Source organism: Labilithrix luteola (assembly GCF_001263205.1).
Lineage (GTDB): Bacteria > Myxococcota_A > Polyangia > Polyangiales > Polyangiaceae > Labilithrix > Labilithrix luteola.
Window position 1 is genome coordinate 12,068,769 of record NZ_CP012333.1, and the last position, 25,960, is coordinate 12,094,728.

A 25,960-nucleotide genomic window follows, 5' to 3' on the forward strand; every position below is an offset into this window, starting at 1 on the left:
CAGACGGAGAGGATCGGAACCGTGGGATCTCCCGGAGCGGAGCTCGCCTCGAACGAGAGCGCCGCCGAGCTCGTCCCCGCGCTGTGGAACAATCCGGCTTTGCCGCCGATCCAGATATCGAGCGGGCCGCTGCCCCAGATCGCGAACAGCGGGTCGGTCATCGACACATGGATCGACCAAACCTTGCCGTCCCAGCGGAGGACGTTCCCTTCTGCGCTGACGGCCCAGACGATCCCTTGCCCGTCCCCCCAAACGCCGCGCAACGTCTGCTTGGCGGGAAGCGGAACCTGACACCAGCCCTGATCCGAGCACATGCGCGGTCCTGCGTCGGCGTCCTCCGTCGCGTCGGGCGCAGCGTCCTCGACGTCGGGCGCGGCGTCGGGGACAGACGGGATCGACGTCTCCCCGGAATCGCCTCCGTCCGATTCGATCGGCGCCGATTCCTCGTTCGTCGTCGAGCACGCGAGCACCGCGCAGGCGGTGCCCGAAGCGAGGAGGAGGATCCGAGACCACGTCATGACGCGAGTCATTGTTCGCCTCCGGCCGCGCCCGACTTCGGCCCGGTATAATGGAGCACCACGCCGTCGCCGACGATCCAGACGTCGTTCGCGCCGCTTCCCCACACGCCGCGGAGATCGGGCTTCTTGCCCAACACGAAGGCAGCGGGCGAGGCGGTCCAAGCCGCGCCGTCGTAGTGCAGGATCGTGCCACTGTCGCCGACGGCCCATACGTCCCTCGCAGAGCTGCCCCAGACCGCATGAAGCCGCGCCGACGTCGGTGAAGCGACGATGTCCCATCGCGCGGCGCCCCCGGAGAAATGACGGATCGTGCCTTGATCTCCGACGGCCCAGACGTCGTTGGCGGAGCTCCCCCAGATGCCGTCGAGGACGACGGACGATTGACTGTCTACCGGCGTCCAACTCTCGTCGGCGCCATCGCCCGCCTTCGTCCCGTGCAGGATCATCGCCCGCATCCAAGGGACGTCTTCGCTGTTGTCCGCGATCATCCAGACGTCGTCCGCGGAGCTGCCCCAGATTCCGTGAATGGCCGCGACCCCCTCGATGAACTTCCATGACGGGCCCGCGTCGCCGGCGGTTCGCCGCATCAGGTTGAACGTCGAGTACACGCCCGTCTCGGGATCATTCATCTCGGCCGGCTCTCCGCCGATCCGGATGTCGTTCGGCGAGGTGCCCCAGATGGTGTAGGCCCGCCCTCGACGAGTCTCCTCTGTCGTCAACGGCGTGTTCGTCCAGGTTGCGGAAGCGCCATGCATCCCTTCCGAGTGAAAGAGAACGTTCGGACCACACGCGGCCCAGACGTCGTTCGGCCCCGAGCCCCACACGGCGTTGAAGGTGACAGGGATCCCGGCCGGCATCGCCTTCCATGCCGTGCCGTCGAAATGCATGATCGTGCCGTTCGAACCGACGGCCCAAACGTCGGTCTTGCCCGAGCCCCACACGGCCGTCAGCACGGCTTGCGGATCGAGCGGCGAGGAGACGGGACACCACGGAGCTTCGGCGCATGAGAGCTCGTGGGTCGTGCAGTCCGGATCCGACGCATCGCACGTGGACTCGGCATCGGCATCACGAGCATCCGCCCCATCGACCGCGGCCTCCCCCGCGTCGCGCGCGTCCGGCACCGTCGAGGCATCGTCCTTCAGAGTGGCCTCTGATTTGGAGTTCGCGCAACTCGCGATCAGGGTGAATGCCGAAATGGTCATCGCCGACGTCATGTGCGCGGCGCCACGCCAACGTGTGCGCATCATTTGGTCGTTACTCCGCCGTCACATTCCTTCTCCAGGCAACGCCCTTCGACGCACGGCTGCCCGACGGTGACGTCACATTGGTGTCCGCAGGCGCCGCAATTGCCAGGATGCATCTGCACGTTCGTCTCGCATCCATCGCTCGAGTCACCATTGCAGTCCGCAAAACCGGACGCGCACTCGTAGACGCACATCCCCTTCCGACACGAGACGCTCTGATTGGCGCCTTCGGGGCGCAGACCATTCCGCAGCCTCCGCAATCGTCGAGGTCGTTCAGCAGATCTGCGCAGTAGCTGTCGAAACACTGGACCTGGCCGGGCTTTGCACATGGGACGAGGCACTGATATCCATTGCCTTCGTCACGACACTGCTCGTCCGGCTTGCACTTGTTGCCACACTGTCCGCAGTTGTCCGGATTTCTCCGGAGATCTCGAACTTCGCAGCCGTCGGAGGCGCAACCGAGGTCGAGATCATGGTTGCAATCGCCCGCGAAGCTATCGCATTTGAGCTTTTCGCACTTGCTACCCCCGCAACCAAAGTGGGTATTCGCGGGGAGCTTGCCGCCGCATCCGAGTGGGGAACAGAACGTCCCGCACGCGTTGCAGTTGAAATCGTCGTTCTGGAGGTCGACGCACTTGCCTTTGCAATCGGTCAAGCCATCGTTGCAACCGCACTTGCCGGCGAAGCAACGCTCTCCGGCCGCGCAAGCCGTTCCGCAGGCACCGCAGTGCTTCGGGTCGGAGAGGATATCGACCTCGCATCCGTCGTCGAGGAGGCCATTGCAGTTCCGGAAGTCCGTCTGAATCGGATGGTCGCCGTCGAACCTCGGAGGGCTATAGCACTCGAGCTCGCACGAGCCCTTCACGCAGCGCGACTTCAGTTGAAGCGGCAACCACGTCGAACACTCGTTCCCGCACGCGCCGCAGTTGAGCGGGTCGCGTTCGAGATCGGCTCCGCACTTGTACGTCGGACCGGACTTCGCCGGACACGTGGCGTACGGCGCCGGACACTCGGTCGCGACACAGAGGCGCGTCTCGCTCGGAGTCGGCTCGTCCGCGGTCGCATCCCCGTGAGCCGGCGGCGTGAAGCTACCGGCTCCGCCCCCATCGCCCTCCTCGAGACGATTGTCGCCGGCGCTCACGGTCTCGGCGCACGCGCTCGCGCACGAGACGATCAAGGCTATCGCGCAGAGCGCCGCGGAAAATCCGCGGTTCGCATGAGTCTTCAGCATGATTTCCTAGACGCGTCGCGCGGACGCGAATCGTGAGATTGAGAGGACGAATTTCGCGCGTCACTCGCGAGGATTCGAGGGCGCCACCGTCTCAGCGACGCACGAGCCTCGGAGGCGCGCGAGGTGAGACGACCGCGGGTTCGCGAGCATGAGCTCCTCGGCGGCGCGCTTCGCCTCGGCGACGCGACCCTCGGCGCAATGCACGAGCGCATGCAGCGCGAGGCGCTCTTCGCGGAGCAAACCACGCGGGTACGACGCCGCGTGGACGTCCAGACGCTGGCCCGCGCGAGCAATGTCGCCAGCGTTCAGCGCGTCCTGGGCTTCACGAAGGAGGACAACCTCCCCGCCGAGCGAATCCGTCGCTGACGGCATCGACGGCTTACCACCGCGATTCGTCGAAGGCCGCGGCGCTGTCGGGAGATCGCGCACGACAGAGGACGGCACCGTCGGCGCGTCGGGCAACGCGTCGGCCGAGATGGTCGCGAAACTCGGCGCGCTCGCGGGCAAAGGAGGTTCGGCCACGGCGGCGCGCACCACGGGCGTCGGTGCGAGGCGGACTGCGGGAGCAACCTCCTGGCGCGTCGCGACGGCCCCCACCGCGAACGCGACGACACATACTCCGACGAGTTTCATTCCACGACCGGTGAGAAAGGACTGTGGACGAGCGGTCGGAGGAGCATCGACCGGCCCTTGCGCACCGCTCGCGATGCGCTTTCGAATCTCTTCGCGCAGACGTCGGCGATCATGTTCGCTGGGCCCGAGCTCGGGCCGTGCCGCCGCCAGTGCTGCGGCGGCCGCGGGAGACAATTTCTCGTGCATCGTGGGCTCCGGCGTCTACTTCTCGCCCTTCGCATACCGTGCGACGAGCTTCTCGAACTCGGCGCGCGCGTACCGGAGGCGCGAATAGACGGTGTTGACTTTGATGCCCAGGAGACTGGCCATCTCTTCGGCGCTCATCTGTTCGATCTCCATCAAGACGAAGACGAGGCGCTTGTTGTCGTCGAGCTCGTCGAGGAGGCGCTCGACGAGCGTGGCGGCCTCCGAGCGAACGGTCTCTTCGAACGGCGTGGGGCGCTCGTCTCGGATCTCGTTCTGAACGGCGCTCAGGTCGTCGCTCGGGCGTTGCTTGCGGCGATGCGCGTAGGCAACGCGTAGTGCGATCCCGAACAGCCAGGTCGTGATCTTCGAGCGGGCTTCGAACGACGGAAGGCGACGATGAACGACGACGAAGACGTCTTGGACCGCATCGTCCAGGCTCGACGGCGGTACGCCGAGACCGCGAAGCGTGTGCCAGACGAATCCGAGGTGCTCGTCGTAGATCGCATCGAACGACGGGACTGGAAACGCGGAAGGCTCGTCACGCACCGCGTCGCGCTCCTCGTCCACACCCGTCGGCGACGAGAAGGTCGACGGGAACACTGCCTCCTTCATGGAAACTGAGTGTTCGCTTCTGGCCGAATCGTCTAAAAATTCGTACGCGAACCGAGATTGGGCTCGATCTCCGCTAAAAGAGCGACGTCTCGACGCCCAACGAGAGACGAACGAAGACCGGCCACGGGGTGTACACGCGCCCGACGCCTTCGATCACGACGTCGGTCGTCAGAGCGGGAACGCCAAGCTCCGCCGTAACGCGAGGGCGGAGGCCGCTCCAATCGACCGGGCGCAGCGTGATCCCCAGGAGCGGGGCGAGCCACCAGCCCTCCCCCGTCGCCGGCTTGCGGATACCGAATCCCGTCGTGTGGACACGGCCAGCTTCGAGCCTGGCGCAAGCGTCCAGACGCGGGAGCGCGGTCCAACATCCGCGGAGAGCGACCGTGCGCAGGACGACGTTGGCGCCGCCGCCCATCGGGATGTCGGCCGAGGCCGCGACGTGCGGCCAGAGCGTTGCGCTGAGCTCCGCGTGCAGCGCGCGATAGCCCAGAAAGCCGAAAGCCCCGACTCCCCAGGCAAGCGACGGCAAGGTCCCTGCGTCGACGGCCACGTCCGCACCGATCCCCGCGTGCAATCGCTCACGTACGGCGCGAGACGAATGCCCGGAGGCCGGCACGACGTAAACGCGCGCCTCGCGTTCCTCGGGTGGTGGCTTCGGCACCTCTCGAGCGGGTGGCGGAGGACGCCCTGCCTGCGTCTCTTCGTTCCTCTCCTTCGTCTCGCTCCTCTCGCTCGCCCGCGATTGGAGATCGAGGGCAACGATGAGGGCGGTGGTATCCGCGAGCTTCTTGCAATCGTCGCTCTCGAAGACGCGTGGGGCGTCCACCTGATTCCCGACACGGAGCTCGAGTCGCCACCCGAGGCCACGCGTCCGCGAGACGCTGGCCACGACGTGCAACGGCTGCGACGCGGCCAGCTCCCCCGCGATCGCGGTCACATGCGTGACGACGTCGCGTTCGCTCGGACACTCGGGAGGAGCCACCCATTCGAGGAGCATCGGGCGCTGGCGCTTCAATCCTTGTGACGTTCGACGCGCACGACGGCCCTGCACTCTACGATCTTCGATTCGCGCCTGCCCGCACGAACGGCAAGCGACTGACAAACGGCTCAGCTCGATCGGCGCGATGGTCCACGACCGCGTGGCTCGTTACGACGACGTAAGCGTTTCGAGATCGTAGACGAGCTCCGAGAAGAGCAGCGGAGAGAGGCTGCCGAAGCCCTCGCCGCCGCTGAGGCGGAGGCCTTCGATGCGTTGAGGCTCGATGTCGTCGGCCGTCTGTGAGGGGTGCCATCCGGGCTCGGTATCGAGAACCGCAAAGCTGCGTGCGTCGAGTCGTTGGGCCATCTGCACGCTCGCGTCGTACCAGCGCTCCCAGCCGCGTGCCTCGAGGCCGCGGAGCGCGGCGTAGCGCACGGTCTTGTCGTTGAAGCGCGCGAGCACGTTCTTCGCACGCTCGGACTCCTCGATGACGAACACCGGCCGCGCCAGCTGCGGGAAGGGTTGGAGGATCTCGTAGTCCGCGAAGACCTGCGCCCAGCGTTCGAGCTCGCCCTCGGGGAACGCGAGGGGATGCAGGAGTGTCACCATCATCGCGGGCGACAGCTCGAAGGTCTCGTCGGCGACGCTCGCCAGGCTTCCATCTTCGGCAACGCGGAACGTGGCCTTCAGCGTGGTGCCTTCGAAGGCTCCCCACACGAAGCGCTGGGCGAGATGCGTCATCCAGGGGTGCTTGGCGAAGCAGCCCGTGAACACCTCCGCGCTGATGGTCCGCGCGGACCGCATCGCGCGTTCCATCCGCGCAATCTGGAGCGAGGCCGATGTCCGCGCGTCCTTCTTCAGCGCGCTGAATCGGTCCTTCGCCGTTTTTGCCAGTGCCTTGTCGTCCGTCTTGTTCGGCTTGGGCAGCTCCGCGTGGATCATGCCGTCGGCGTCCTTCACGCACGGCAGGAGATCTTCGCCAAACACGATCTCGAACGAACGCGAGCCGAGATCGAGCGTTCGCGAGCCCGATTCCTCGAGGCCGAGCGTCGGGACGAGGCGGTCGGCGAGCTCGTCGGCCGTGAGGCCGCGCGCATAGGCGATGGCATCGATGCGCTCGCGCGCGGCGGCCTTGAACGCCGGGAATTTCGACTTCTCGGCGAGTAGGTTGATGTTGATGAGCGCGGCATCGGTTCCGATGTTGAGAAGTGCGTCGAGGGCGGCCTGTGCACGTGCACTCGCATTCTCTCCCGGCCACGCCTTCGCGAGGGCCGTGAGCTTGCGCGCGCTCTCGTCGTCACCGAGGAAGCCCACGGCCTGCATGCACCAGCCTTGCTTGGCGTCTGCCTTCTCCTTGAGCCACGCTTCGAAGAGCGCCCATGCGAAGCTCGCTCGCGACGGCTCCGTATAGCGCGCCTTCGCAGCGATGACCCCCGGATGCACCTCGTCGGCGTTCGAGAACGCGAGGCGAACGAGCAGCTCGTCGACCTCCTTCGAGTCGACCTTGGTGCCGTCGACGGCGACGAGTCCGGGCAGGCCGCTCGAGCTCGCGAACGCGGGAAGCACCGGCTTCTTCACCTTCGGTGCAGCGAGCGGATCGGCCTCGAGGAGGTTCGTGACGGCAGCGGCGTCGTAGGCCGAGGCGAGCTCGAGGATCATGGCGCGCTGTCCTCGACCGTCGAGGTAACGGAGCACGCGCGTCGCGTCCGCCGCTTGCTCACCGCCAGCCGACCAGATCGCGAGCGCGCCAGCCGCGCCATGACGAGGATGGCGAAGCAGCCACGAGCGGGCGAGCGCCTTGTTCTTCTTTCCGGCGAACGCCTTGACGATCCCCGGCACGAGCGCGACGTCGCCGAAGGGCTGCGCCGCCTCGAGCACGGCTTCGGTCGACGTCGGGTCCTCCATCGCCGCGCGCAGGAGCGGAAGATGGGTCAGACCGTTCCGCACCATGACGTTCGGAAGCGCCCATCGCGTCCAGTACTCGGCGATCGAGAAGCCGAGCGCCATCAGGCGATCGTGCACGGAGCGTGGCGCGAGACCGAGATCCTGGATCGAGGTCGGAAGCGACCATTTCTCGCGATGCGCAACGAACGTCTCGAGATCGCTCGGGCCCAGCTTGGCGACAGACACGTCGTTCCATGTCACGCCGTCGCCGTCGGGATTGCGGCTCTCGGCCTTTTCGCGCTCTTCGTCGCGCCAGCTCGCCTCGGACGGGACGTCGACACGCGTGGTGAGCGGAACGGCACGACGCGCGGCCGGCGGCTCGTACGGGACCGGCTCGGTCAGCTCCGCAGGGATCTCGGTCCCCGGAACGAGGACCTTCGGAGGCGCGACCGTGCGAGAGGCCTCGGCTTCGATCAGATTCGCGAGCTCCGTGTCGTTCTTCGAGCGCACGAACGCGAGAACGCGCTCCTTGTCGATCCGCGCCGCGGTCACGAGCCCCGCAGTTCCCCAGACGTAGCCCTCGGTGCGGTGCTCCTTGTAGAGAGCCTCGAGCACCGCGGGGTGGTCGATGTGCGCGATGAGCTGGCTCCAGAGGCCGTTGTAGTGGGCGTCGTCCTCGAACGGGTAGCTGGGCTTCATTCGCGCGAGCACCGGCCCCGCCTCGTTCCCCGCGATCTCGAGGACGGACGCGAGGTACATGCGACCATCGAACGGCGAGAAGAACTCGTGTCTCGTCTCACCGTTCTTCTTCAAGAAGTGCTCGAGCGTCGCGAGGTCGCCAGCGGCGAGGCCACACGCGTGAACGCCGAAGTCGCCGAACTGGACGGTGTTCGGGAGCGCAGACTCGTGGAGCGCACGTTCCGTATCGCCCGCGGCCGGTCCGAGCGGAAAGAGGAACGTCGCGGCCCAGCGAACGTCGGCGATGTGGCGCTCGCGGGAGGGATCCTTCGCGATCGCCTGCTCGATCGACGCGACGACGACGTCGCGCGCGGCGACGTACGCTCCGTCCTCGGCGCCGGCGAGCAGATCACGCAGCCGGCCGAACATGCCGACACCGACGTAGGGAAGCTCGTCTTCCAGACCCGCCATCGCGCGACGTACCGCCTCGACGAGACCGACGGAGACGACGAGGAAGTCGGCGAGCGATTCGTACAGATCCTCGTGGAACTCGCTGACGAAGGAGCCGTAGCGCGAGAAAGAGAGCGACGCGAGGGCAACGTCTTCCTCGAAGCTTCCTACGCGCGGGGAGGGATCCAGAATGCGCTCGCCGAGGCGTCGAGTGCTCTCGCCATGGAAGGCCACGTTGTACCAGATGCCGGAGGGGCGGTTTTCCTTGTCCATCCCTGCACGGTCGGTTGCCCACAGAACCCTGCGAAGCGTCGCCCAAGCTTCGTCGAGCGTCGGGAGCGGACGGATGATCTTCGCGACTCCACCGCGGCGGGCATGGAGCATCGCGCGGAGCTGCGGCGTCCACCAGATGCCGTTCTTCGACTCGACGGGCAACGGGGCCGGCGCCGACCAGCTCTGCTTCGCGGTCGAGGGGGCGGGCGCAGCCCAGTGAGGCCTCGCGGGCGCCTCGCGGACGGGGCGAGCCTTCTTCGGCGCGGCCGGCGCGTCCGCGGCTTCGCTTGTCGCTGCGGGCGCGACGACCGCGCGCGGCTCGCCGAGCATGACGACGACACCATCCTCACCACCGGCGAGGAGCACGTCCTTGTAACGTCGGCAGCACCATAGCGTTCCGCCGGTCGCGGCGTGCCGAACGCGCTCGAACGACAGCCCATCGTCGGTCGAGACGAGGATCATGCCGCCCGCTCCGACGATGACGACGCGGCCGTCTTCGAAGCACTCCACGGCGCAGAGCAGCGCCGTCGTCGCGACGTCGATCTTGGCGAAGCTCTCTCCCTTGTCCGCCGAGCGGAGAACGACGCCTTTCGCGCCCACTGTGATGAGCGTACCGGAGGGCGTGACCACGGCCGACATCAGGTCGGCGCCGGCCTTCGCGCCCGTCTTCGTCACCGTGGTGCCATTCGCGAGATAAAGGTGCCCCGGGTTGTCTGCCGGCACGAGCACACCGAGCGAGCTGTTCGAGATGCGCCCGATCGACTCGTCGACGCCCTCCACCTTCGCTGGCATCTTTCCGTCCTTCGAGACCGCGAGGTAGCCGTCGTCGCCGGCGATCCAGAGGTGCCCCGCAGCGTCTTCGACCACGCCGAAGAGACAGCCTCCGGTCTTCGTCTTGATCGGTGCCCACGTCTTGCCGAGATCTTCGGACCGCGCGAAATATCCGCGCTCGCCCACGACCCAGAGGCCGTCGTCACGAACGAGCGCGCCGCGAAGGCCCTTGCCCTTGCCCCGCCCTTGCTTCCACGTCACGCCGTCGTTGGAGACGAGAACCAGATCGCTCCCCTGCCCGCCGACAGCGACGACGGTGTCGCCGTGAACCGCCAGCCCGAGCACGAAACCTCGATTGGCATGTGACTCGCTCGCGACCGTGACGGGGAATGCGCTCATGCCCAAGAAGATGATCGACTGCGCGGCTCGTCGTCAACGCGCTTTCGAATCTCGCCGCGCGTCTTTTGCGGACAAATCGCGCACATTCACTTCACAGTTCGCGCATTCCCCGCGATACACTCCACTCGAGCGCGGTTGCCGAACCACCGGGCGACGCAATAGGCACATGAAGAAGAGCAAGACCGCCGGCGCTGTGAGCAGCGAAACAGAGATCGCGACGAAGAACGACGACGTCCCGCTCCAGCGGCCGCCGGCGGAGATCCTCTACGCCGACGAGCTCGCGAAGCTCAAGAGCACCGACACCTCGCCCAAGCCTCCGGGGTGGGAGCTCTCGCCGCGCGCCGTTCGCACCTTCATCCTCGGTGACGAGAAGCTCGGCATCCGCAAGAAGTTCGTCGGGCATCCGTCGCTCGTCGATCGCGCCATGGTCGCCCTCGCGACGAACCGCGGATTGATGCTCGTCGGCGAGCCCGGAACCGCCAAATCGCTGCTCTCGGAGCTACTCGCAGCCGCGATCTCGGGGCAATCGACGCTCACCGTCCAGGGCAGCGCGGGAACGACGGAAGACCACATCAAGTACACGTGGAACTACGCCCTGCTGCTCGCCGAGGGGCCCACGCAGCGTTCGCTCGTTCCCTCCCCGCTCTACGTCGGCATGAAGCTCGGGCGCATCGTGCGCTTCGAAGAGATCACGCGCTGTCCGCTCGAAATCCAGGATTCGCTCCTGGCTTCGCTCTCCGACCGCGTTCTCGCCGTCCCCGAGCTCGAAAGCGAAAACATGCTCTTCGCCAAGAGCGGATTCAACGTCATCGCCACGGCGAATACGCGCGATCTCGGCGTCAACGAAATGAGCGCCGCCCTCAAGCGTCGCTTCAATTTCGAAACCGTCTTTCCCATTCAGCAGTACGACGTCGAGCTCGAGCTCGTGCGCGAAGAAACCAAACGTGCGCTTGCTCGGTCGGGTGTTCCGACGGCACCGCCGAGTGACGTCCTCGAGCTGCTCGTCACGACGTTCCGCGAGCTTCGCAACGGGCGTACGAACGAAGGCCAACCGCTCGAGCGCCTTTCGACGGCCATGTCGACCGCCGAGGCCGTCTCGGTGGCGCATGCCGTCGGCGTGCGCGCGCACTTCCTCACCGCAGCTCCGGCAACGCCGTCCGATCTCGTCGAGTGCCTCTTGGGCGCGGCGATCAAGGCCGATCCGAGCGACCTGGCCCTTTTGCGACGCTATTTCGAGCAGCGCGTCGGAAAGCGCAAGGAGCCCCACTGGCAGGCCTATTTCGAAGCCCGCCATCGTCTCCCGGTCTGACCGTGGCCGAGCTCGTCGTCCTCGGCGTTCGGCATCACAGTCCCGCGTGCGCGCGTCTCGTCGCCCACGTCATCGACGAGTTGCGTCCTCGGTTCGTCCTCATCGAAGGCCCGTGTGACATGAACGAGCGCATGGGCGAGCTCGCGCATGATCATCGGCTCCCCATTGCCATCTACAGCTACCGCCTCACGAGCGACGGGCGACGATCACGAGCCTCGTGGTCGCCCTTCTGCGATTACTCGCCGGAATGGGTGGCCGCGAAGCACGGAAAGGCGGTCGGCTCCGAGGTTCTTTTCGTCGATTTGCCCGCGTGGGACGAGGCTTTCGAGAATACCGAAAACACGTATTCCGATGCCCATCTCAACGTGAGCTCTCGCTTGCGCGAAATCGCGCACGACCTCGGATTCGATTCCATCGACACTTTGTGGGATCACCTCTTCGAGCAACCGAAAGAGCCGCGGAAGCTCCAGACCGAGCTCGCCGAGTATTTCGAGAACCTGCGCGCCGACGAGGTCGCGAGCGAGGGTGACGCCGCGCGCGAAGCGTGGATGGCCCAATGGATCGCGTGGGCGATGAGCGTGGCCGCAAAGGACGAGTCCGTCGTCGTGGTCTGCGGCGGCTACCACAAGCCAGCCCTCGAGCGCGCGTGGGTGTCGGCTCCAGCCGTCCGCCCCGAAATCGAGCGCCCCGTCGATCGCGTGGGGAGCTACCTCGTCCCATTCTCGTTCCGCCGCCTCGACAGCTTCACTGGCTACGCCTCGGGGATGCCTTCACCGGCGTTCTACCAAGAGGCGTGGGAGAGCGGCGCCGACTGCGCGGACACGATGCTCTTTCGCGCGGTCCGTCGCCTGCGCGAAAAGCGCCAACGTGTCTCGACCGCCGACGCCCTCGCCGCGAGCGAGCTGATGCGCGGGCTGGCGCAGCTACGCGGACATTCGGTTCCGTTGCGCGCCGATGTCCTCGACGGCCTCGTGGGTGCCCTCGTCAAAGAGGCGCTCTCGGCGCCGGCACCGTGGAGCACACGGGGCGTTCTCCCGCGGGGCACCGATCCGATGCTCGTCGAAATGGTGGCCGCCTTCTCGGGCGACGCGCGCGGTGAGCTGGCACCGGAGACCCCGAGACCGCCGCTCCTCCACGACGTGGAGCGGGAGCTCGAGCGCGTCGGCTTGCAGCTGGCGCCCAATCCCAAGAAGGTCGTCATCGACACGGTCGATCCGTCGATGACGGAGCGAAGGCAGGTCCTCTACCGTCTCGCGATCCTCGAGGTCCCCGGCGTTGCGCTCGTGTCGCTCGCCGATCTTCGTCGCGGGGTTGCACGCACCACGGAGGAGTGGCGTCTGCAGCGCGATCTGGAGACCGAGTCGACGTTGATCGAGCGCGCCGTGTACGGCGCCACGCTCGAGCAAGCGGCTCTCGCGCGCATTCTCGAGCATCTCCAATCGACCGAAGGCGTGGCGTCGATCGCCCGAGCCCTCGAGCGAGCGCTCCTCGCCGGCTACCGCACGATGGCCACCGACCTCGTCGCTCGAGCGCGCGACGCGATCGTGAGTGAAGTCGAATTCGACGATCTCGGAGAAGCACTCGGAAGATTCCTCGGGATGACGCGAGCGGCCACCGAGCCGGCGCTCCACGCAGCGATGGCCTCGCTCACGACGTCCGCCCTCGAGCGTTCGCTCTGGCTCCTCGAGGGCCTCGATGGTTCGCGAAAGCCCTACGCAGCAGGGCAAGTACGCGGCGTGACGGCCATCCGTGACGTCCTCCGCGAGCCTCAGCTTGCTCCTCCGGACGTGCGTGCCGCGTCGTTCGATCTGCTCGTGCGACGCGCATCGACCGACCACGCTCCCCCGGCCATTCAAGGCGCCTGCCTCGGCGCCCTCTGGTCCATCGCCAGCCCCGATGCGCCCACCGACGAAGCCCGCGCGGCCGCCACCGTAGGCGCGGTGGAGATCGCGAGGCTCGGTGACTTCCTCTCCGGCCTGTTCGCGCTCGCGCGCGAGGAGTTCCTCGCCTCGTCGCTGCTCGACATCGTCGATGGACGAATGACCGCGCTCGGCCAAGAGGACTTCTTGATCGTCCTCCCCTCGCTCCGCCAAGCGTTTTCGTTCTTTCCCCCACGCGAGCGACTCGACATCGCGAAGCGGCTCGTCAAAGGCCATGGCCTCACGTTGGACGCGGGCTCGCTCCTCCGTTCGCCGCTTTCGGCCGAGGAATACCAGCGCGCGTCTCGCCTGCAGAAAGACGTCTTCGCGCTCGCCGAGGCCTATGGGCTCCTCGGAGGAGGAGGCGCATGAGCCGCAACGAAGACCTCGTTAGGTGGCGTTTGATCCTCGGAGCACCGAGCGCCGAAGCCCTCGATCGCGCGTGCGGCGCCACCGCCGACGATCTCGCGAGCGACGCTGCGCTCGCCTGGCTCTACGACCGCGACACCAGTAACGAAGAGCGTGACATTCGGCAAGGTGGCCCTGGGCCATCCCAGCTCACCGTTCCGGAATGGATCAACGAGATCCACCGGCTCTTTCCGAAAGAGACCATCGAGCGACTCGAGCGCGACGCCGTCGAGGAATTCGAGATTCACGAAGTCGTGACGAATCCCGACGTGCTCTCGCGAATGGAGCCGAACGAAACGCTTCTTCGCGCCGTGCTGCAGACCAAGCACCTCATGAACCAAGACGTGCTCGCCATGGCGCGCGAGCTCGTTCGCAAGGTCGTGCGCGAGCTCATGGAGAAGCTCGCCAAGGAGGTTCGGCAGACGCTCTCGGGAACGAGAAACCGGCGCCGAAGCCTGCGCAAGCGAGCCTACGACTTCGACCCGCGCGGAACGATTCGTCGCAACCTGTCGACCTACGACAAGACCGAAAAGCGCCTCTTCATCAAAGTGCCGCTCTTCTTGTCGCGTTCGAAACGCCACAACGAGCGCTGGCAGGTCATCCTGCTCGTCGACGAGAGCGGAAGCATGCTGAGCTCCGTCATCCACGCGGCGGTGACGGCGGCATGCCTCTGGGGGCTGCCCTCACTCAAGACGAGCCTCGCGATCTTCGACACCGAAGTCGTCGACTTGACCTCGCAAATCCAAGATCCCGTCGAGACGCTGATGAAGGTCCAGCTCGGCGGCGGCACCGATATCGCGCGTGCGGTCCAATACGGAGAAACGCTGGTCGAGAATCCGAGGCGCACGATCGTTGTCTTGATCACCGACCTCTTCGAAGGCGGCGACGCCGACGCGCTCGTCCGGTCCACGAAGAGACTCTGCGAGCAGGGCGTTCGCTTTCTCGTGCTCGCCGCCCTCGACCAGAACGCGCAACCAACCTACGACCGCGATCTCGGGCGCCGCCTCGTCAACGTCGGAGCCCACGTGGGCGCCATGACGCCCGGAGAGCTCGTCGGGTACCTGAAAGGCATCATCGCCTGACCATGCGTGACGATCTTCTCGCGCTCAGCTCGGAGAGCCTCGTCGTTCTGGCGAACGTGGGCCTCGTCAAGCGCGCACAAAAAGAGGTCGAATCGGGCGCCGGGCCGACGATCGAAGAAGCCGACGACGGCACGGTCGTCGCGCACTCGAAAGACGGAGCGACGACACGGATCCCACGCAACACCACCCTCAAAGGCGCCGCCTGTTCGTGCGGCGCAGCCACGGTTTGTCGTCATCGCGTCGCCGCGGTGCTCGCCTACCAGCGTCAGTTCGCACGCACCGAGCAACCGTCGGGAACCGAGGCCTCTTGGTCGCCCGGAGCGTTCACCGACGAGGCGCTGCGTGAGGTCTGCGGCGACGCGGCGATGACGCGCGCCCAGGCGTTCCTTCGCAAAAGCTATCTCGTGACGACGCGGCCCGGCACCGTTCCGGTCGCGTCCCTTCCCGCGTCGACCGTCCAATTCCTCGCTCCGAACGCGCTCGCACTTGCCAAATGCGATTGCACGAAGGGCGGTGCATGCGAGCACGTCGTCCTCGCCGTTTGGGCCTTTCGCGCGCGGCCCGAAGGCGGCGTCTTCGAGCTCGGCACGGCCGACCACGAGTCCGGCACGGCGGCCCTCGCGCAGGTCGAATCCGCGCTTCGCGCGGTGATGATGCGAGGATTGTCCGATACGGGCGCCACCACCGAGCTGACCCGTGCGCGCGTCCATGCCGATCAAGCAGGCCTCGTATGGATTGCGGACGGAATCGAAGATCTGGAGCGCCAGAAAGACGCCTACGACCGACAGAGTGCGTTCTTCGATTCGAGACGATGTTCGCTCCTCGTCGGTGAGCTCGTTGCCCGAATTCGAGCTTCGCGAAATTCGAAATTGCTTCCCCCACGCTGGGTGCTCGGCTCGGACGAGGCTCGCGAGACGCTGCTCGAGCAAGTCCGTCTGATCTCGCTCGGCGCGCGCCTCGACGCCGACAATGAACGTCGTTTTGCCACGATCTATTTTGCCGAGCGAGACACGAAGAGCGTTCTCGCCCTGCGCGCGTCCTGGTCGTTCACGGGCGCAGACAAGCCTCGCAACGGTTTCGAGTTGGCCCAGATGTTCGCCTCGAGCCGCATGTCCGTGGCTGCACTCGCGAAGGGCGACATCGTGACCCGCGCCGCCACCCGCCGCGCCAACGGGGAGATCGATCTCGCGTTCGCGCGAGGGATGAAGTCCTCGGTGTTACCCGGCGGCAGCGCCTGGGACGACTTGCCCGAGCCCATCTTGGTTCGCAGCCTCGAGACCCACGAGCAGCGGACCCGCGGTCGTCCTCCGTCGTTCCTGAGGCCGCGCCAGATCGGCGACGGCGTCCATGTGCTCGCCATCGCGCGCGTCGTCGAGATTGGCTACGACGCCGCCGAACAGGAGCTCGTCGCCATCGTCGAAGACCAGGCCGGTGCTCGGTGCATCCTCCGGACGAAGCACCGCACCGTCAGCCCCGGCGCCGTCGATGCCGCGCGCGACGCCCTCGAGAACGGGGCGCGCTTCGTGTCGGGTGAGCTCTGCCGGACACGTCACGGTTGGGAGATTCAGCCGCTCGGCATCGGCACCGATCGACTCGTCGTCCCCGACGTCGAAAAGCCGAGGTCCGCCGAAGCGCTTCCGCCCGCCATGGGGGCCCACAACGACGATGCCTTGGGGGCCACGCTTCACGCCTTCGAGGAGTTCGTCGACCGCGCGGTCCAAAAGGGCTGGCCGCTGTTCGTACCAGCCGCTCCAGCGCTTGCCGCCCGACTCGACGAAACCGGGCTCGACCGCCTCGGTGAACGGGTGGCGAGCTTCGGCGCCGGGAGCGAAGACGGCTTCTTCGATCTGCTCGTGCTTCGCATGCTCCTCCACGAGGCTTCCGCGGACGAATAGCCACGCTCGCGTTGGCTTCGGACAAGCCCGACCGTGGGCGCGCGGTATCCGTCGAGATGCCCTCCCCCATGATATGTTGGGTGTTCCTTGACTCTCGCAGGGCGCGCCGCCGTTCTCGTGGGAGTCGCGGTTTCGACGGTCGCTCTCGGCGCACATGCCGCTCATGCCGGAGAAGCGCCGCGACCCGTCCACGTCGCTGTCGCATGGACGCGCGCACGCGGTGCCGAGGCGTGCATTGCGCCCGCGGAGCTCGTCGCGAAGACACGCGCACGGGCCGCCGCCGATACGACCATCGATCTCCAGCAGCCCGGCGCCGATTTCCAGGTGATCGGACGCATCGAGCCGCGCGACGGCGGATTCCGCACGCAGCTCGTATTGCGTGACGCCGTCGGGCTACGGCTCGGCGACCGGACGCTCGAATCGACCACGAAGTCCTGCCGGTCCCTCGACGAGTCTCTCATCCTCGCACTCGCGCTGCTCGTGGAGATGCCGAGCGTGCGAGCGGTCGCGGAAGGGAGCGCCAAGGAGGAGCTCGACGAGATCCTCCCGCCGTGGAGAACGGACGAGCCGGCGGTGCAAGAAAAGCCCGTGCGCGTCACCCCGCCTGCGCCTACGAGCTCGCCGTGGAAGTTCGAGGCGGCCGTCGGGGCGAGCGTGGCCGCCGGCCAGCTCCCTCAGCCGACCATCGGCCCGACCCTCTCGGGCGTCCTACTCCCACCACACTTCGTTCCCGTCGCACTTCGCCTCACGGCCTACCCGCTGGCGACCGAGCGGACCCCGCTGACAGGCGAGGGAATCGCGGTGCGGGGCTTTTCTGGGGGCGTCGACCTTTGCCCGTTCACGTTCGGGCACTCGGAGTTCGAGGCGCGTGCATGTGCCGGGGCACGCCTCATGGCCCTCCACGCCGAGCCCCTCGGCCCGCGTTCGACCGCCGCCGACCAGACCTTCCTGGACCTGCCCCTACGCGCCGAGCTTCGGGCGCGCACCGGAAGCGTCCTGCCGTACGCCGCGCTGGAGGCTCACCTCGCGCCGGCGGCGGGGGCGTTCGTTTACCGAGACCCGCAGGGGCTCGAGCAAACTGCGTTTCGCGTGCCCTGGATCACGGTCGGCCTGGAATTCGGCCTGATTTGGCGCGCTATTCCCTGAAACTGCCGTGCTCCGTCGAATTTTTCGCCCGACCCTAGAAAGCTCGAGAGCCGCCGACATACCCACTCAGGAACGTCGGATGGCCGCATCGAACGTGCTGACTTCGGAGGTTACCCCCGCGGCGGCGGCAGCGCCGCGCGTCCCAACCGCGCGTGAGCTCGTCTTCACGCACGGCAAATACGTGTGGCGTCTCCTGCGCTACCTCGGCGTCGCGGATCGCGATCTCGACGACGTGTGCCAGGAGGTCTTCACCACGGCACTCCGCAAAATCGGAAACCTGACCGACGACGGCGTACGGCCCTGGCTGCACGCCATCTGCATCAACCACGCGAAGAACTACCGGCGACGCGCAAGTCGCCGGCGCGAGCTCCTCGTCGAAACCTTTCCCGAGCCCGTCGTCTCCGGGCAGCAGGAAGAAAATCTCGACCGCTCTCGCGCACGCGAGCTCCTGCCGACGCTCCTCGACCGCCTCGAAGACGACGACCGTGCAGCGTTCGTCCTGCATTCGATCGAAGGGGTTCCCATGGACCAGGTTTCGAAGACCCTGGGATGCCCCCTGTCGACGGCATACGTCCGAGTCCAGCGAGCCCGCAAGCAACTCGAGAAGTTTTTGGTGAACAAATGAAACAGAGCGCTCCCCCCTCGCTCGACGACCTGCTGGCTGGCGCACGAGACGACCTACCGTCGCACGATACTCTCTCCCGTTTGGCCGATCGGGTCGAGGCTGTCCAAGCGTCGGCCGATTCGACGTCGTCGCAATCCATCGTTCGCTCGCTCGTGCGCCCGCGCGCGGCTCTCGTCGTCATCACCGCGGCCGCCTTCGGCGTCTTCGCCACCACGCAGATTTTCCTCGCCCCGCAGTCGCCCTCGAGCTCGCAGACGACGGCTCCCATCGCGGCTCCCGCCGTGCCCGCGCACACGCCCGAGCCCGTCGCCACACCGGCGTCGAATCCGGTCGCCGAAATGCCGACGATCGACGTTCGTTCGCTTCCCAGCAGCACTCCCTCGGGAGACCTGCGTCGACCGTCCGCCAGCGTCGAAGCGCCGATCGCCGAGGAATCCGAGAGCTCGCTACTGAACCGTGCACACGCCGCGGTCACCTCGAATCCGCAGCATGCCCTCGCACTGACGTCCGAACACGCGCGTCGTTTTGCCAACGGCATGCTGGTGCAGGAGCGCGAGGTCATCGCCATCGAAGCGCTCGCACGTCTCGGTCGTGTCGACGAAGCGCGCGCACGCGCCGCGACCTTCTATTCGAATTATCCGAATTCCGCCTATCGGCGTCGGGTCGATGCCGCATTCGGCAACCCGAACCGCACACCGTCCGAGGCACGATGAAGCGAAGAATCGTCGGACTCACGGCGCTCGTCGGCGTCGTGGCCATCATCAGCTGTGCCGATTCGACGGTTGGCGACTACACCCAGCCTCCGCCCGCGCAGCAATTCGTGAGCCCCGACGCGGGCGGCGATGCCGACGCATCGCACGATCCGGAGGCGCTCTCGTATTGCCCGACGGACAAGTGCCCCACCGGGCGGACGACGTGCCCGGGCTCGAACTTCCGCTGCGATGTCGACCTCCGCAACGATCCTATGAATTGCGGTGCTTGCGATCGCGCTTGCCCGAAAGGCGGCAGTCGCGAGACGTACACGTGCGTGGAAGGCCGTTGTGTTCTGGCGTGCAACCACACGGGCGTGCCGACGCTCGATTGTGACGGCCTCCCGGACAACGGATGCGAGACCGATCCGGGCGACGACGACAATTGCTCGACCTGCGGCGACAAGTGCGATCCGAGCCATGCGTGCATCAACCGCGGCTCGTTCTTCGACGTCGACTACGGATGCGGCTGTCTTCCGGGAACCACGGCGTGCGGCGACTTCTTCACGCCGTGCACGGATATGGAGCGCGACGACAACCATTGTGGAGCATGCGGGACCGCCTGCGATCCCACCAATGGTGGCCTCACCCCGAAACCGCACACGTACTTCGGATGCATCGCTGGCGAATGCGGACATCCGAAATGCGAGATGTATTGGGCCGACTGCGACGGCAACATGGAGAAGAACGGGTGTGAGACCTCGCTTCTCGACACCGACAATTGCGGCGACTGCGGAATCGCGGGTGATCCCGGCCAATTCTGCGGAATCAACGAGGTCACCGGCGCGATCCAACTCATGTGTCCCGCGGGCGAGACGTTCTGCGGCGATTGCTCGAGTGGGCAGTGCATCGGACAGTGCTTCGACCTCTCGTCCGATCTGGAGAATTGTGGCGCCTGCGGTAGCCAGTGCTCGCGCAACTTCGGAGCCATGGTTGGCTCATGCAACGCGGGCATCTGCGTCCAGACGTGCAGCAACGGTCGCGCCGACTGCAACGGCAATCCCGAAGATTTGTGTGAAGTAAACACCGACAGCGATCCTCGGAACTGCGGTGGCTGCGGCATCACCTGCGATGCCATCGCCGGTCAGGCCTGCGTGGGCGGCCGCTGCATGGTCGAGAATTGCGATCAAGACGGCGGCGAGGACATTCCGCGATGAAGAGCACGCGACATCTGTTCTATGCAGTGTGCGCGGCGTCGTGCGCATCGGCTGCCTTCATCGCAGCCTGCGCAAGCGACGAATCGACCACGGCCCACGAAGACGGCGATGCGTCGATCATCACGCCCGCGCCCGACGCGAGCATCGATGCCGACGCGGCGGACGACGATGCTGCCGGCCCTTGCACCGATTGCGAATATTTCCCGGCCGACTGCACCAGTGACGCGCTCTGCGCCAACGGGCCCTTCCAACCGACGACGACGCCGGCACCTCTCGATTGGCGCGCGCAAATCACCTCCATCCGCGGTCGCTCGGCAACCGACGTCTGGGCGGTCGGCTCTCTCGGTACGATTGCCCACTTCGACGGGACGGCGTGGTCGACGTCGGATAGCGGTCGTCTCGACACGCTCAGCGCCATGTGGCTTCGCGACGGTGCCGAAGCCGCGTTCGGAACGGCCAGCGCGATCGTGACGCGCGGCCTGCCCGAGCAAGACGGGGGCCTGATCTCCGACGGAGGCTGGTCGACGCGGTCGGCGACGACCTCCGCGAAGTACGGCGGCCAAGTCATGCTCGTGAGCTCGGCGTGGGCCGCGGCCGGCTCCGAGAACCTCTACTTCACGGTCGTGTCGTCGATCTCCGACAGAAAAGCCGGACTCTGGCGACTTGCCCTCTCGCCCGCGGGTGACTTCCAGGTGATGGACGTCTTCGATCAAGGGGTGTCGCCGGGCGCCGTCAACAAGCTCTGCGAGTCCTTGCCTTGCAGCCAGCTGACGAGCCTTTACGGCATCGGGCCGAACGAGATGTGGGCGGTCTCGCTCTCGGGCGCGGCGATCCACGTCGCGAACGCCGACACCGCGAAGCCGACCGTAGACGTCTACAACACGCAGACGTGGGATGCCCTCTACGGCGTTTGGGCGACCTCGTCGTCCGAAGCGTGGGCGGTCGGCGCGCGTGGAAGCATTCGTCACTACGCCGGCACCGGTCGAATGTGGGACATCGTCGGCGGCGTTCCGACCGAGCAGAATCTCAACGCCATCTGGGGCTCGTCGCCGACCGACATCTGGGCGGTCGGCGATGCAGGCGTCGTCCTCCACTACGACGGCAAGGCCTGGTCCCGAATCAAGATCGCGGGCCTCGGCAAGAAGCGCCCCAATCTCACCACGGTATGGATGCCGTCCGCCGGCCACGTTTGGATTGGCGGTCAAGGCGTCGTTCTTTCCCTCGGAGGCACGCCATGAGGGCTTGGTTCGTCCTCACCTTGTCGTGTGCAGCCGTCTCGGCGGCGATCGCCTGCAGCTCCACCGACGAAACGTCGCCCAGCCCCTCCCCCGACGCCGATTCGGATTCGGGGAGCACGGTGCCCGAGAGCGACGCCGGCGTGCGCGATGCGCAACGTGACGTCTTCGTCCCTCCCACCGGGCCTCGATGCACGGACGCGGGATGGTGTGAAACTCCTTTGCCGGATTCCGACCTGGTCTTGCGAGACGTGGTCGCGCTCACGACGCGCGCCTTCGCCATCGCCGAGAGCCCCCGATACGGAATCAAGATTCTAGAGTGGACCGATCCCGACGCGAATGGGGTCGGTACGTGGAAGTACATCGACGACGGCTCCCCGAACGACCGCGGGCTCGGCGCCTACGCCGGCGGCATGTGGGCACCGGGCGAAAGTGAGCTGTACTTCGCCATTGCGCCCGGCTGCATTTTCCACGGCATTCGCACGTCGCTCGATGCGCCGTGGACCTGGAGCCACCAGCTGCTCCAGGACCACAGCCACGAGGGCGAGCCCACGCACGCCTCCCACGACCACGGCCTTCAACAGAACCGCTGGACGTCGCCTGGCAGCGTCCAGCAGAGTCCGACGATCGGAGTCTGGGGCACGAGCAGCACCGACGTCTATGCGTGGTATTCGAATACCATCTATCACCTGACGAACGACGCCGGCACGCCAGCCTGGGTCGCCGAATACATCGCGTCGGATGCCGAATCCGATCTCGAACATCTCTTCTTCGTCGCCGCGACCGGAAGTGATCCGACCGACCTATGGTTCGTCGGCGTCAGGGACACGTTCCCGACGGGACGCTCGTGCCCCATCGTCGTTCGCAAGAGCAATGGTGAATATCGAAGAATCGCCGACGGCATTCTTCCTGCCGGATACAAGGCCTGTACGCCGCGTAGCGGCTATCTCTTCGTTTCACCGGTGGACGGTTGGCTCACCGACGTCCACCTCGCCGGTGCCGAGCGTCTCCTCGGCATCGTTGGAACATCGAGAATCGCGCAGATTTCGTCGGATGGTGACGGCGGCCTCGCGAGCAAGCTGTCACAGGTTCCGGCCTCGGCGCTCGGCAAATCGATTTACTCCATGGATATCGTCTCGAACGATCTCTGGCTGAGCGGCTGGGGACTCATCACTCGCTCCGAGAACTTCTCGGACGGAGGCAGCTACGAGATTTCGTCGAGCGCCGTCAGCGGCGCACCGCTGGACCGTCCCCTGTTTCGCGTTCGAGGAACGTCGAGCACCAACCTTTGGGCAGTCGGAGCCGAGAATGCGCTTCACAAGACGACTCCTTGATCGAAGAGCGGCTGGTCTGGCCGCCGTACTGTGCTGGTCCGCCACCGTCGTTGCCACCGCGAGCTGCTCGAGCAGCGAGCGCGGCCAAGCACGATTCGACTCCGAGGACGCATCGCGGGAGCCCGCGCCGGCGAGCGATGCAACCGCCGATGCCGGCACCGATGCCGACGTCACGGTCCACGATGCGGGCCCGATCGACGCCTCCGCACGTCCGGTCGAATGCACCACTGCGCCGTGTGCCGTTTCTCTCGACACCACGTTCATCGCAACATCCGACACGCGACGCGAAGGGTTCTGCGCATTGCTCGCGGACGGTACGGTCGCCTGTTGGGGCACGAATGCCGGCGGTGAGCTGGGCGATGGCGACGATGCCGGAGGCAGCGACAGCGTCACGCCCCTGCGCGTGCCCGGACTTTCGAACATCGTGAAGCTCGCTCACACGTGCGCCATCGACAAGGACGGCGCGTCGTGGTGCTGGGGAACGGGACCGTTCGATCCAGCCGAGGGCGACGCGGCGGCGCCGATAACCGTGGCTCGAACGCCGGTGAAGCTGGCCATTCCGAGCGCAACGGCGATCGACATGAGCCCGACCGTCATCTGCGCACTCACCGGAGGAGAGATCCTCTGTTGGGGCAAGAACGCGACCGGACAGGTCGCGCCCTACGAGACGGCTCCATGGATCGCGAGGGTCGCCGCACAGCCGATGGCTCTTCCCGCGGGTGCTCCCGTGCGAGACCTGGCCGTGGGTGCGGCCACGTTCGCGCTGCGCGACGACGGTACGGTCGTCAGCTGGGGAGCCAATCCTCCGCTGGGCCGCGTCTCGCCGCTCTCCCCCGATCCCTATCCGGCGCCGATCGTCATCCGCGACGTGACGGACATCGACGTCGCCCGGACCGACGCCTGCGCAGTGTCGAACGGCACCGGCTATTGCTGGGGCCCGCAGACGGATCCCGGCTACAGCGCCGGTCGTCTCGTGCGCGCATTGCCGGCTCCCGTCGTGACGCCCGAGCCGATCACTCGAATTGCGACGACGCCGACGCTCACCACGAGCAGCTATGGCACCATTCACCCGGAGCCGTATCGCTGGTGCGCCGTCGGCATCTCGGGCGCCGCCTACTGCTGGGGAAGCAACGACAGCGGTCAGGCCGGTGATGGGAAGACGGACTACGCATGGGACGCGGTCAAGGTGAAAGGGCTTCCCGACCCGGTCGCCCAGATCAAGACCACGCTGGAAGCCACCTGCGCTCTGCTGACCACCGGGAAGATCTACTGCTGGGGCAGCAACTTCTACGGTCAGCTCGGCAACGGAAAAGTCAAACAACCAAGTCTGGTTCCGCAAGAAGTGGTGCTGCCATGAGTTCTCGATCCGTGCGTGTGGTCACCACGGTAGGCGCCGCGAGTTTCGGCTTGCTGCTCTTCGCAGCGAGCGCATGCAGCAGCGACAAAGGCGGCTTTGCTGTCGAGAACGAGAAGTTCTCGCAAGACGCCGGCGTCGAGGCTGGCGACTGCCCGCTCACGTGCTCGCTCGATGGCCAGTCGATCATTCGCTCCTGTTCGGGAGAGATCGTCGAGACATGCCCGGAGACCCAGGCCTGCGGCGCCGCGAAATGCCAGGACCCGTGCTCCGCGGCCTCGGATGATCGAAGCTCGAACGGCTGCGAATTCTATTTCCAGAAACCGCGCTTCACGAAACAACTACCCAATTCGTGTTACGCCGCATATCTGGTCAATACGTCGAAGCAGCCGGTGGAGTTTTCGCTCGAGCTCGAGGGAAAGCCGGTCGACGTCTCGAAGGCCGTCTTCCGCACCGAGCCGGGCAGCGCCACGCTGTATCAGCACGAGGGACCGATTGGGCCCGGCGAGAGCGTGGTCATCTTCCTCTCGGATCGTGATCCGGCGCGGACGTACACGAATGCCGACAACCTCGGCTACATCAGCTGCCCGAAGGGCGTGGTCCCGACGACGATCACGGACATTCGTTCCAATGGGACGGGCGCCGGCTCGTCGTTCCACCTGACGACGAAGCTGCCCGTCGGCGTGACGTCGATGTACCCGTTCGGCGGAGCGAAGAGCTACAACCCGACGGCATCGCTCGTCTTGCCTGTCGCGGCGTGGTCGAAGGAACACATCGTCGTCAATGGTTGGGGCCTCGACTGGTCGGGGAAGCCTTCGACGCAGATCTTCTCGGCGGAGGACGACACCGACGTCACGATCGTTCCCAATCGAGACATCCAAGGCGGTGCAGGTATCGTCGGCGGCCCGGCTTTCGAGCCCGTCACCTACCGGCTCGGCAAGGGAGCGTTCCTCCAGCTCGTGCAGAACGAGGAGCTGACGGGCAGCTTCGTCACGTCCACGAAGCCGATCAGCATCGTCGGCGGACACGGTTGCGCGAACATTCCGACGGGCGCCGCGGCGTGTGACATCCTCGCGCAACAGATCCCGGCCTTCGCACAGTGGGGGCACCAATACGTGGGCGTCGCGTACCGCCCGCGACTCGGCAACGAACACGAGCCGGTTCGCTACCGCATCGTCGCGGCGCGCGAAGGAACGCAGCTCTCCTACGATCCCGAGATTCCTCCGGGCGCTCCCACCGCGCTCGGCCCCGGTGAGTCGGCCATGTTCACGTCGGGTACGGGCGACGCCTTCTATGTCCGAAGCCAAGACGCGGACCATCCGTTCTATCTCGCCGCCTACATGAGCAGCGCGGGAGATCCGACGGCCACCGAGGAGCAATACCAAGGCCTCGGAGACCCCGAATTCGTCAACATCGTGCCCGCGGGCCAATACCTGAATTCCTATACCTTCTACGCCGACCCGACCTACGCCGAGACGTCGCTCGTGATCGTCCGAGCCAAGGACCACGGTGAATTCAAGAAGGTTTGGCTCGAGTGCGCCGGTGATCTGACGGACTTCCAGCCTGTCGGCGTCGGCGGAGAGTACGAGTGGACTCGTGTTGACCTCACGCGCGGCGGCAAGCCTGGAGCCAAGTTCGGCGACAGCGTCTGCACGAACGGTCTCCAGCGCATGAAGAGCGACGGACCGTTCACCGCCACGCTTTGGGGTTGGGATTCTTTTGCCAGCTACGCGTATCCGGGTGGCATGGCACAACGCACGCTCGTGCCGCGACCGCTCGTCACCGTGCACTGACCGGCGAACGAACCTACTGCGGCGACCACTTGCTCGGTCCCCTGCACAAGTCTGTCGCGAACTCCGTTTGACTATTCAATCAGCGCAACCGAGTTG

Annotated in this window: 19 protein-coding genes; 13 read left to right on the top strand and 6 right to left on the bottom strand. The window is 66.3% G+C overall.

Features of this window, described 5'->3' with window-relative positions; genetic code table 11:
- Positions 1 to 21 precede the first annotated feature (21 nt).
- Positions 22 to 291, top strand: a complete 270-nt coding sequence (locus AKJ09_RS52080; protein ID WP_146655323.1) for a hypothetical protein — start codon at positions 22 to 24, stop codon at positions 289 to 291.
- 235 nt (positions 292 to 526) lie between these two features.
- Here AKJ09_RS52080 and AKJ09_RS52085 read toward each other — a convergent pair whose 3' ends face one another.
- The 6 genes from AKJ09_RS52085 to AKJ09_RS52110 all read right to left on the bottom strand — a co-directional run bounded on the left by AKJ09_RS52085 (position 527) and on the right by AKJ09_RS52110 (position 9,858).
- Positions 527 to 1,765 (bottom strand): sialidase family protein, encoded by a 1,239-nt coding sequence (locus AKJ09_RS52085; RefSeq protein ID WP_146655324.1) that lies wholly within the window; start codon positions 1,763 to 1,765, stop codon positions 527 to 529.
- 7 nt (positions 1,766 to 1,772) lie between these two features.
- Positions 1,773 to 2,993, bottom strand: coding sequence for a hypothetical protein (locus AKJ09_RS52090; RefSeq protein ID WP_146655325.1), 1,221 nt, complete (start codon positions 2,991 to 2,993; stop codon positions 1,773 to 1,775).
- 60 nt (positions 2,994 to 3,053) lie between these two features.
- On the bottom strand, positions 3,054 to 3,812 hold the full coding sequence (locus AKJ09_RS52095; RefSeq protein WP_146655326.1) for a hypothetical protein: 759 nt from the start codon (positions 3,810 to 3,812) through the stop codon (positions 3,054 to 3,056).
- A 15-nt stretch (positions 3,813 to 3,827) separates the two neighbouring features.
- A complete protein-coding gene (locus AKJ09_RS52100) occupies positions 3,828 to 4,424 on the bottom strand; it encodes an RNA polymerase sigma factor (protein ID WP_146655327.1) in 597 nt (198 codons plus the stop codon).
- Between the two features lie 73 nt (positions 4,425 to 4,497).
- Positions 4,498 to 5,439 carry a hypothetical protein gene (locus tag AKJ09_RS52105; protein WP_146655328.1) on the bottom strand — a complete coding sequence of 314 codons (942 nt, stop codon included), beginning with the start codon at positions 5,437 to 5,439 and terminating at the stop codon, positions 4,498 to 4,500.
- 132 nt (positions 5,440 to 5,571) lie between these two features.
- A complete protein-coding gene (locus AKJ09_RS52110; RefSeq protein ID WP_146655329.1) occupies positions 5,572 to 9,858 on the bottom strand; it encodes a DUF4132 domain-containing protein in 4,287 nt (1,428 codons plus the stop codon).
- 166 nt (positions 9,859 to 10,024) lie between these two features.
- Between AKJ09_RS52110 and AKJ09_RS52115 the strand changes: the two genes are divergently transcribed.
- From AKJ09_RS52115 to AKJ09_RS52170, 12 genes are all read left to right on the top strand, one after another.
- Entirely contained in the window at positions 10,025 to 11,167 is a 1,143-nt protein-coding gene (locus tag AKJ09_RS52115) for an ATP-binding protein (protein WP_146655330.1), read from the top strand.
- Positions 11,168 to 11,169: 2 nt separating this feature from the next.
- Positions 11,170 to 13,458: a DUF5682 family protein gene (locus tag AKJ09_RS52120; RefSeq protein WP_146655331.1), complete on the top strand. Its 2,289-nt coding sequence runs from the start codon at positions 11,170 to 11,172 to the stop codon at positions 13,456 to 13,458.
- Positions 13,455 to 14,576 (top strand): VWA domain-containing protein, encoded by a 1,122-nt coding sequence (locus tag AKJ09_RS52125; RefSeq protein ID WP_146655332.1) that lies wholly within the window; start codon positions 13,455 to 13,457, stop codon positions 14,574 to 14,576. Before AKJ09_RS52120 ends, AKJ09_RS52125 begins: the two co-directional genes overlap by 4 nt.
- Before the next feature lie 2 nt (positions 14,577 to 14,578).
- A complete protein-coding gene (locus tag AKJ09_RS52130) occupies positions 14,579 to 16,471 on the top strand; it encodes an SWIM zinc finger family protein (RefSeq protein WP_146655333.1) in 1,893 nt (630 codons plus the stop codon).
- Between the two features lie 87 nt (positions 16,472 to 16,558).
- Positions 16,559 to 17,617 (top strand): hypothetical protein, encoded by a 1,059-nt coding sequence (locus AKJ09_RS52135; protein ID WP_146655334.1) that lies wholly within the window; start codon positions 16,559 to 16,561, stop codon positions 17,615 to 17,617.
- 79 nt (positions 17,618 to 17,696) lie between these two features.
- Positions 17,697 to 18,242 (top strand): RNA polymerase sigma factor, encoded by a 546-nt coding sequence (locus AKJ09_RS52140; RefSeq protein WP_146655335.1) that lies wholly within the window; start codon positions 17,697 to 17,699, stop codon positions 18,240 to 18,242.
- Complete coding sequence (locus tag AKJ09_RS52145) at positions 18,239 to 18,955, top strand: hypothetical protein (RefSeq protein WP_146655336.1); 717 nt, start codon at positions 18,239 to 18,241, stop codon at positions 18,953 to 18,955. The genes AKJ09_RS52140 and AKJ09_RS52145 overlap by 4 nt, the downstream gene beginning before the upstream one ends.
- On the top strand, positions 18,952 to 20,148 hold the full coding sequence (locus AKJ09_RS52150) for a hypothetical protein (RefSeq protein WP_146655337.1): 1,197 nt from the start codon (positions 18,952 to 18,954) through the stop codon (positions 20,146 to 20,148). The genes AKJ09_RS52145 and AKJ09_RS52150 overlap by 4 nt, the downstream gene beginning before the upstream one ends.
- Positions 20,145 to 21,386 (top strand): beta propeller repeat protein, encoded by a 1,242-nt coding sequence (locus AKJ09_RS52155; protein WP_146655338.1) that lies wholly within the window; start codon positions 20,145 to 20,147, stop codon positions 21,384 to 21,386. The genes AKJ09_RS52150 and AKJ09_RS52155 overlap by 4 nt, the downstream gene beginning before the upstream one ends.
- Entirely contained in the window at positions 21,383 to 22,717 is a 1,335-nt protein-coding gene (locus tag AKJ09_RS52160) for a hypothetical protein (RefSeq protein WP_146655339.1), read from the top strand. The genes AKJ09_RS52155 and AKJ09_RS52160 overlap by 4 nt, the downstream gene beginning before the upstream one ends.
- Positions 22,692 to 24,074 carry an RCC1 domain-containing protein gene (locus AKJ09_RS52165; protein ID WP_146655340.1) on the top strand — a complete coding sequence of 461 codons (1,383 nt, stop codon included), beginning with the start codon at positions 22,692 to 22,694 and terminating at the stop codon, positions 24,072 to 24,074. Before AKJ09_RS52160 ends, AKJ09_RS52165 begins: the two co-directional genes overlap by 26 nt.
- Complete coding sequence (locus tag AKJ09_RS52170; protein WP_146655341.1) at positions 24,071 to 25,864, top strand: IgGFc-binding protein; 1,794 nt, start codon at positions 24,071 to 24,073, stop codon at positions 25,862 to 25,864. The genes AKJ09_RS52165 and AKJ09_RS52170 overlap by 4 nt, the downstream gene beginning before the upstream one ends.
- Positions 25,865 to 25,960: the final 96 nt, after the last annotated feature.

Coding starts and splice junctions, on each gene's coding strand:
- AKJ09_RS52100 (WP_146655327.1), bottom strand. CDS start 4,424: ATGAAGGAGGCAGTGTTCCCGTCGACCTTCTCGTCGCCGACGGGTGTG.
- AKJ09_RS52115 (WP_146655330.1), top strand. CDS start 10,025: ATGAAGAAGAGCAAGACCGCCGGCGCTGTGAGCAGCGAAACAGAGATC.
- AKJ09_RS52095 (WP_146655326.1), bottom strand. CDS start 3,812: ATGCACGAGAAATTGTCTCCCGCGGCCGCCGCAGCACTGGCGGCGGCA.
- AKJ09_RS52110 (WP_146655329.1), bottom strand. CDS start 9,858: ATGAGCGCATTCCCCGTCACGGTCGCGAGCGAGTCACATGCCAATCGA.
- AKJ09_RS52170 (WP_146655341.1), top strand. CDS start 24,071: ATGAGTTCTCGATCCGTGCGTGTGGTCACCACGGTAGGCGCCGCGAGT.
- AKJ09_RS52085 (WP_146655324.1), bottom strand. CDS start 1,765: ATGATGCGCACACGTTGGCGTGGCGCCGCGCACATGACGTCGGCGATG.
- AKJ09_RS52150 (WP_146655337.1), top strand. CDS start 18,952: ATGAAGCGAAGAATCGTCGGACTCACGGCGCTCGTCGGCGTCGTGGCC.
- AKJ09_RS52155 (WP_146655338.1), top strand. CDS start 20,145: ATGAAGAGCACGCGACATCTGTTCTATGCAGTGTGCGCGGCGTCGTGC.
- AKJ09_RS52160 (WP_146655339.1), top strand. CDS start 21,383: ATGAGGGCTTGGTTCGTCCTCACCTTGTCGTGTGCAGCCGTCTCGGCG.
- AKJ09_RS52145 (WP_146655336.1), top strand. CDS start 18,239: ATGAAACAGAGCGCTCCCCCCTCGCTCGACGACCTGCTGGCTGGCGCA.
- AKJ09_RS52140 (WP_146655335.1), top strand. CDS start 17,697: ATGGCCGCATCGAACGTGCTGACTTCGGAGGTTACCCCCGCGGCGGCG.
- AKJ09_RS52165 (WP_146655340.1), top strand. CDS start 22,692: ATGCGCTTCACAAGACGACTCCTTGATCGAAGAGCGGCTGGTCTGGCC.
- AKJ09_RS52130 (WP_146655333.1), top strand. CDS start 14,579: ATGCGTGACGATCTTCTCGCGCTCAGCTCGGAGAGCCTCGTCGTTCTG.
- AKJ09_RS52090 (WP_146655325.1), bottom strand. CDS start 2,993: ATGCTGAAGACTCATGCGAACCGCGGATTTTCCGCGGCGCTCTGCGCG.
- AKJ09_RS52125 (WP_146655332.1), top strand. CDS start 13,455: ATGAGCCGCAACGAAGACCTCGTTAGGTGGCGTTTGATCCTCGGAGCA.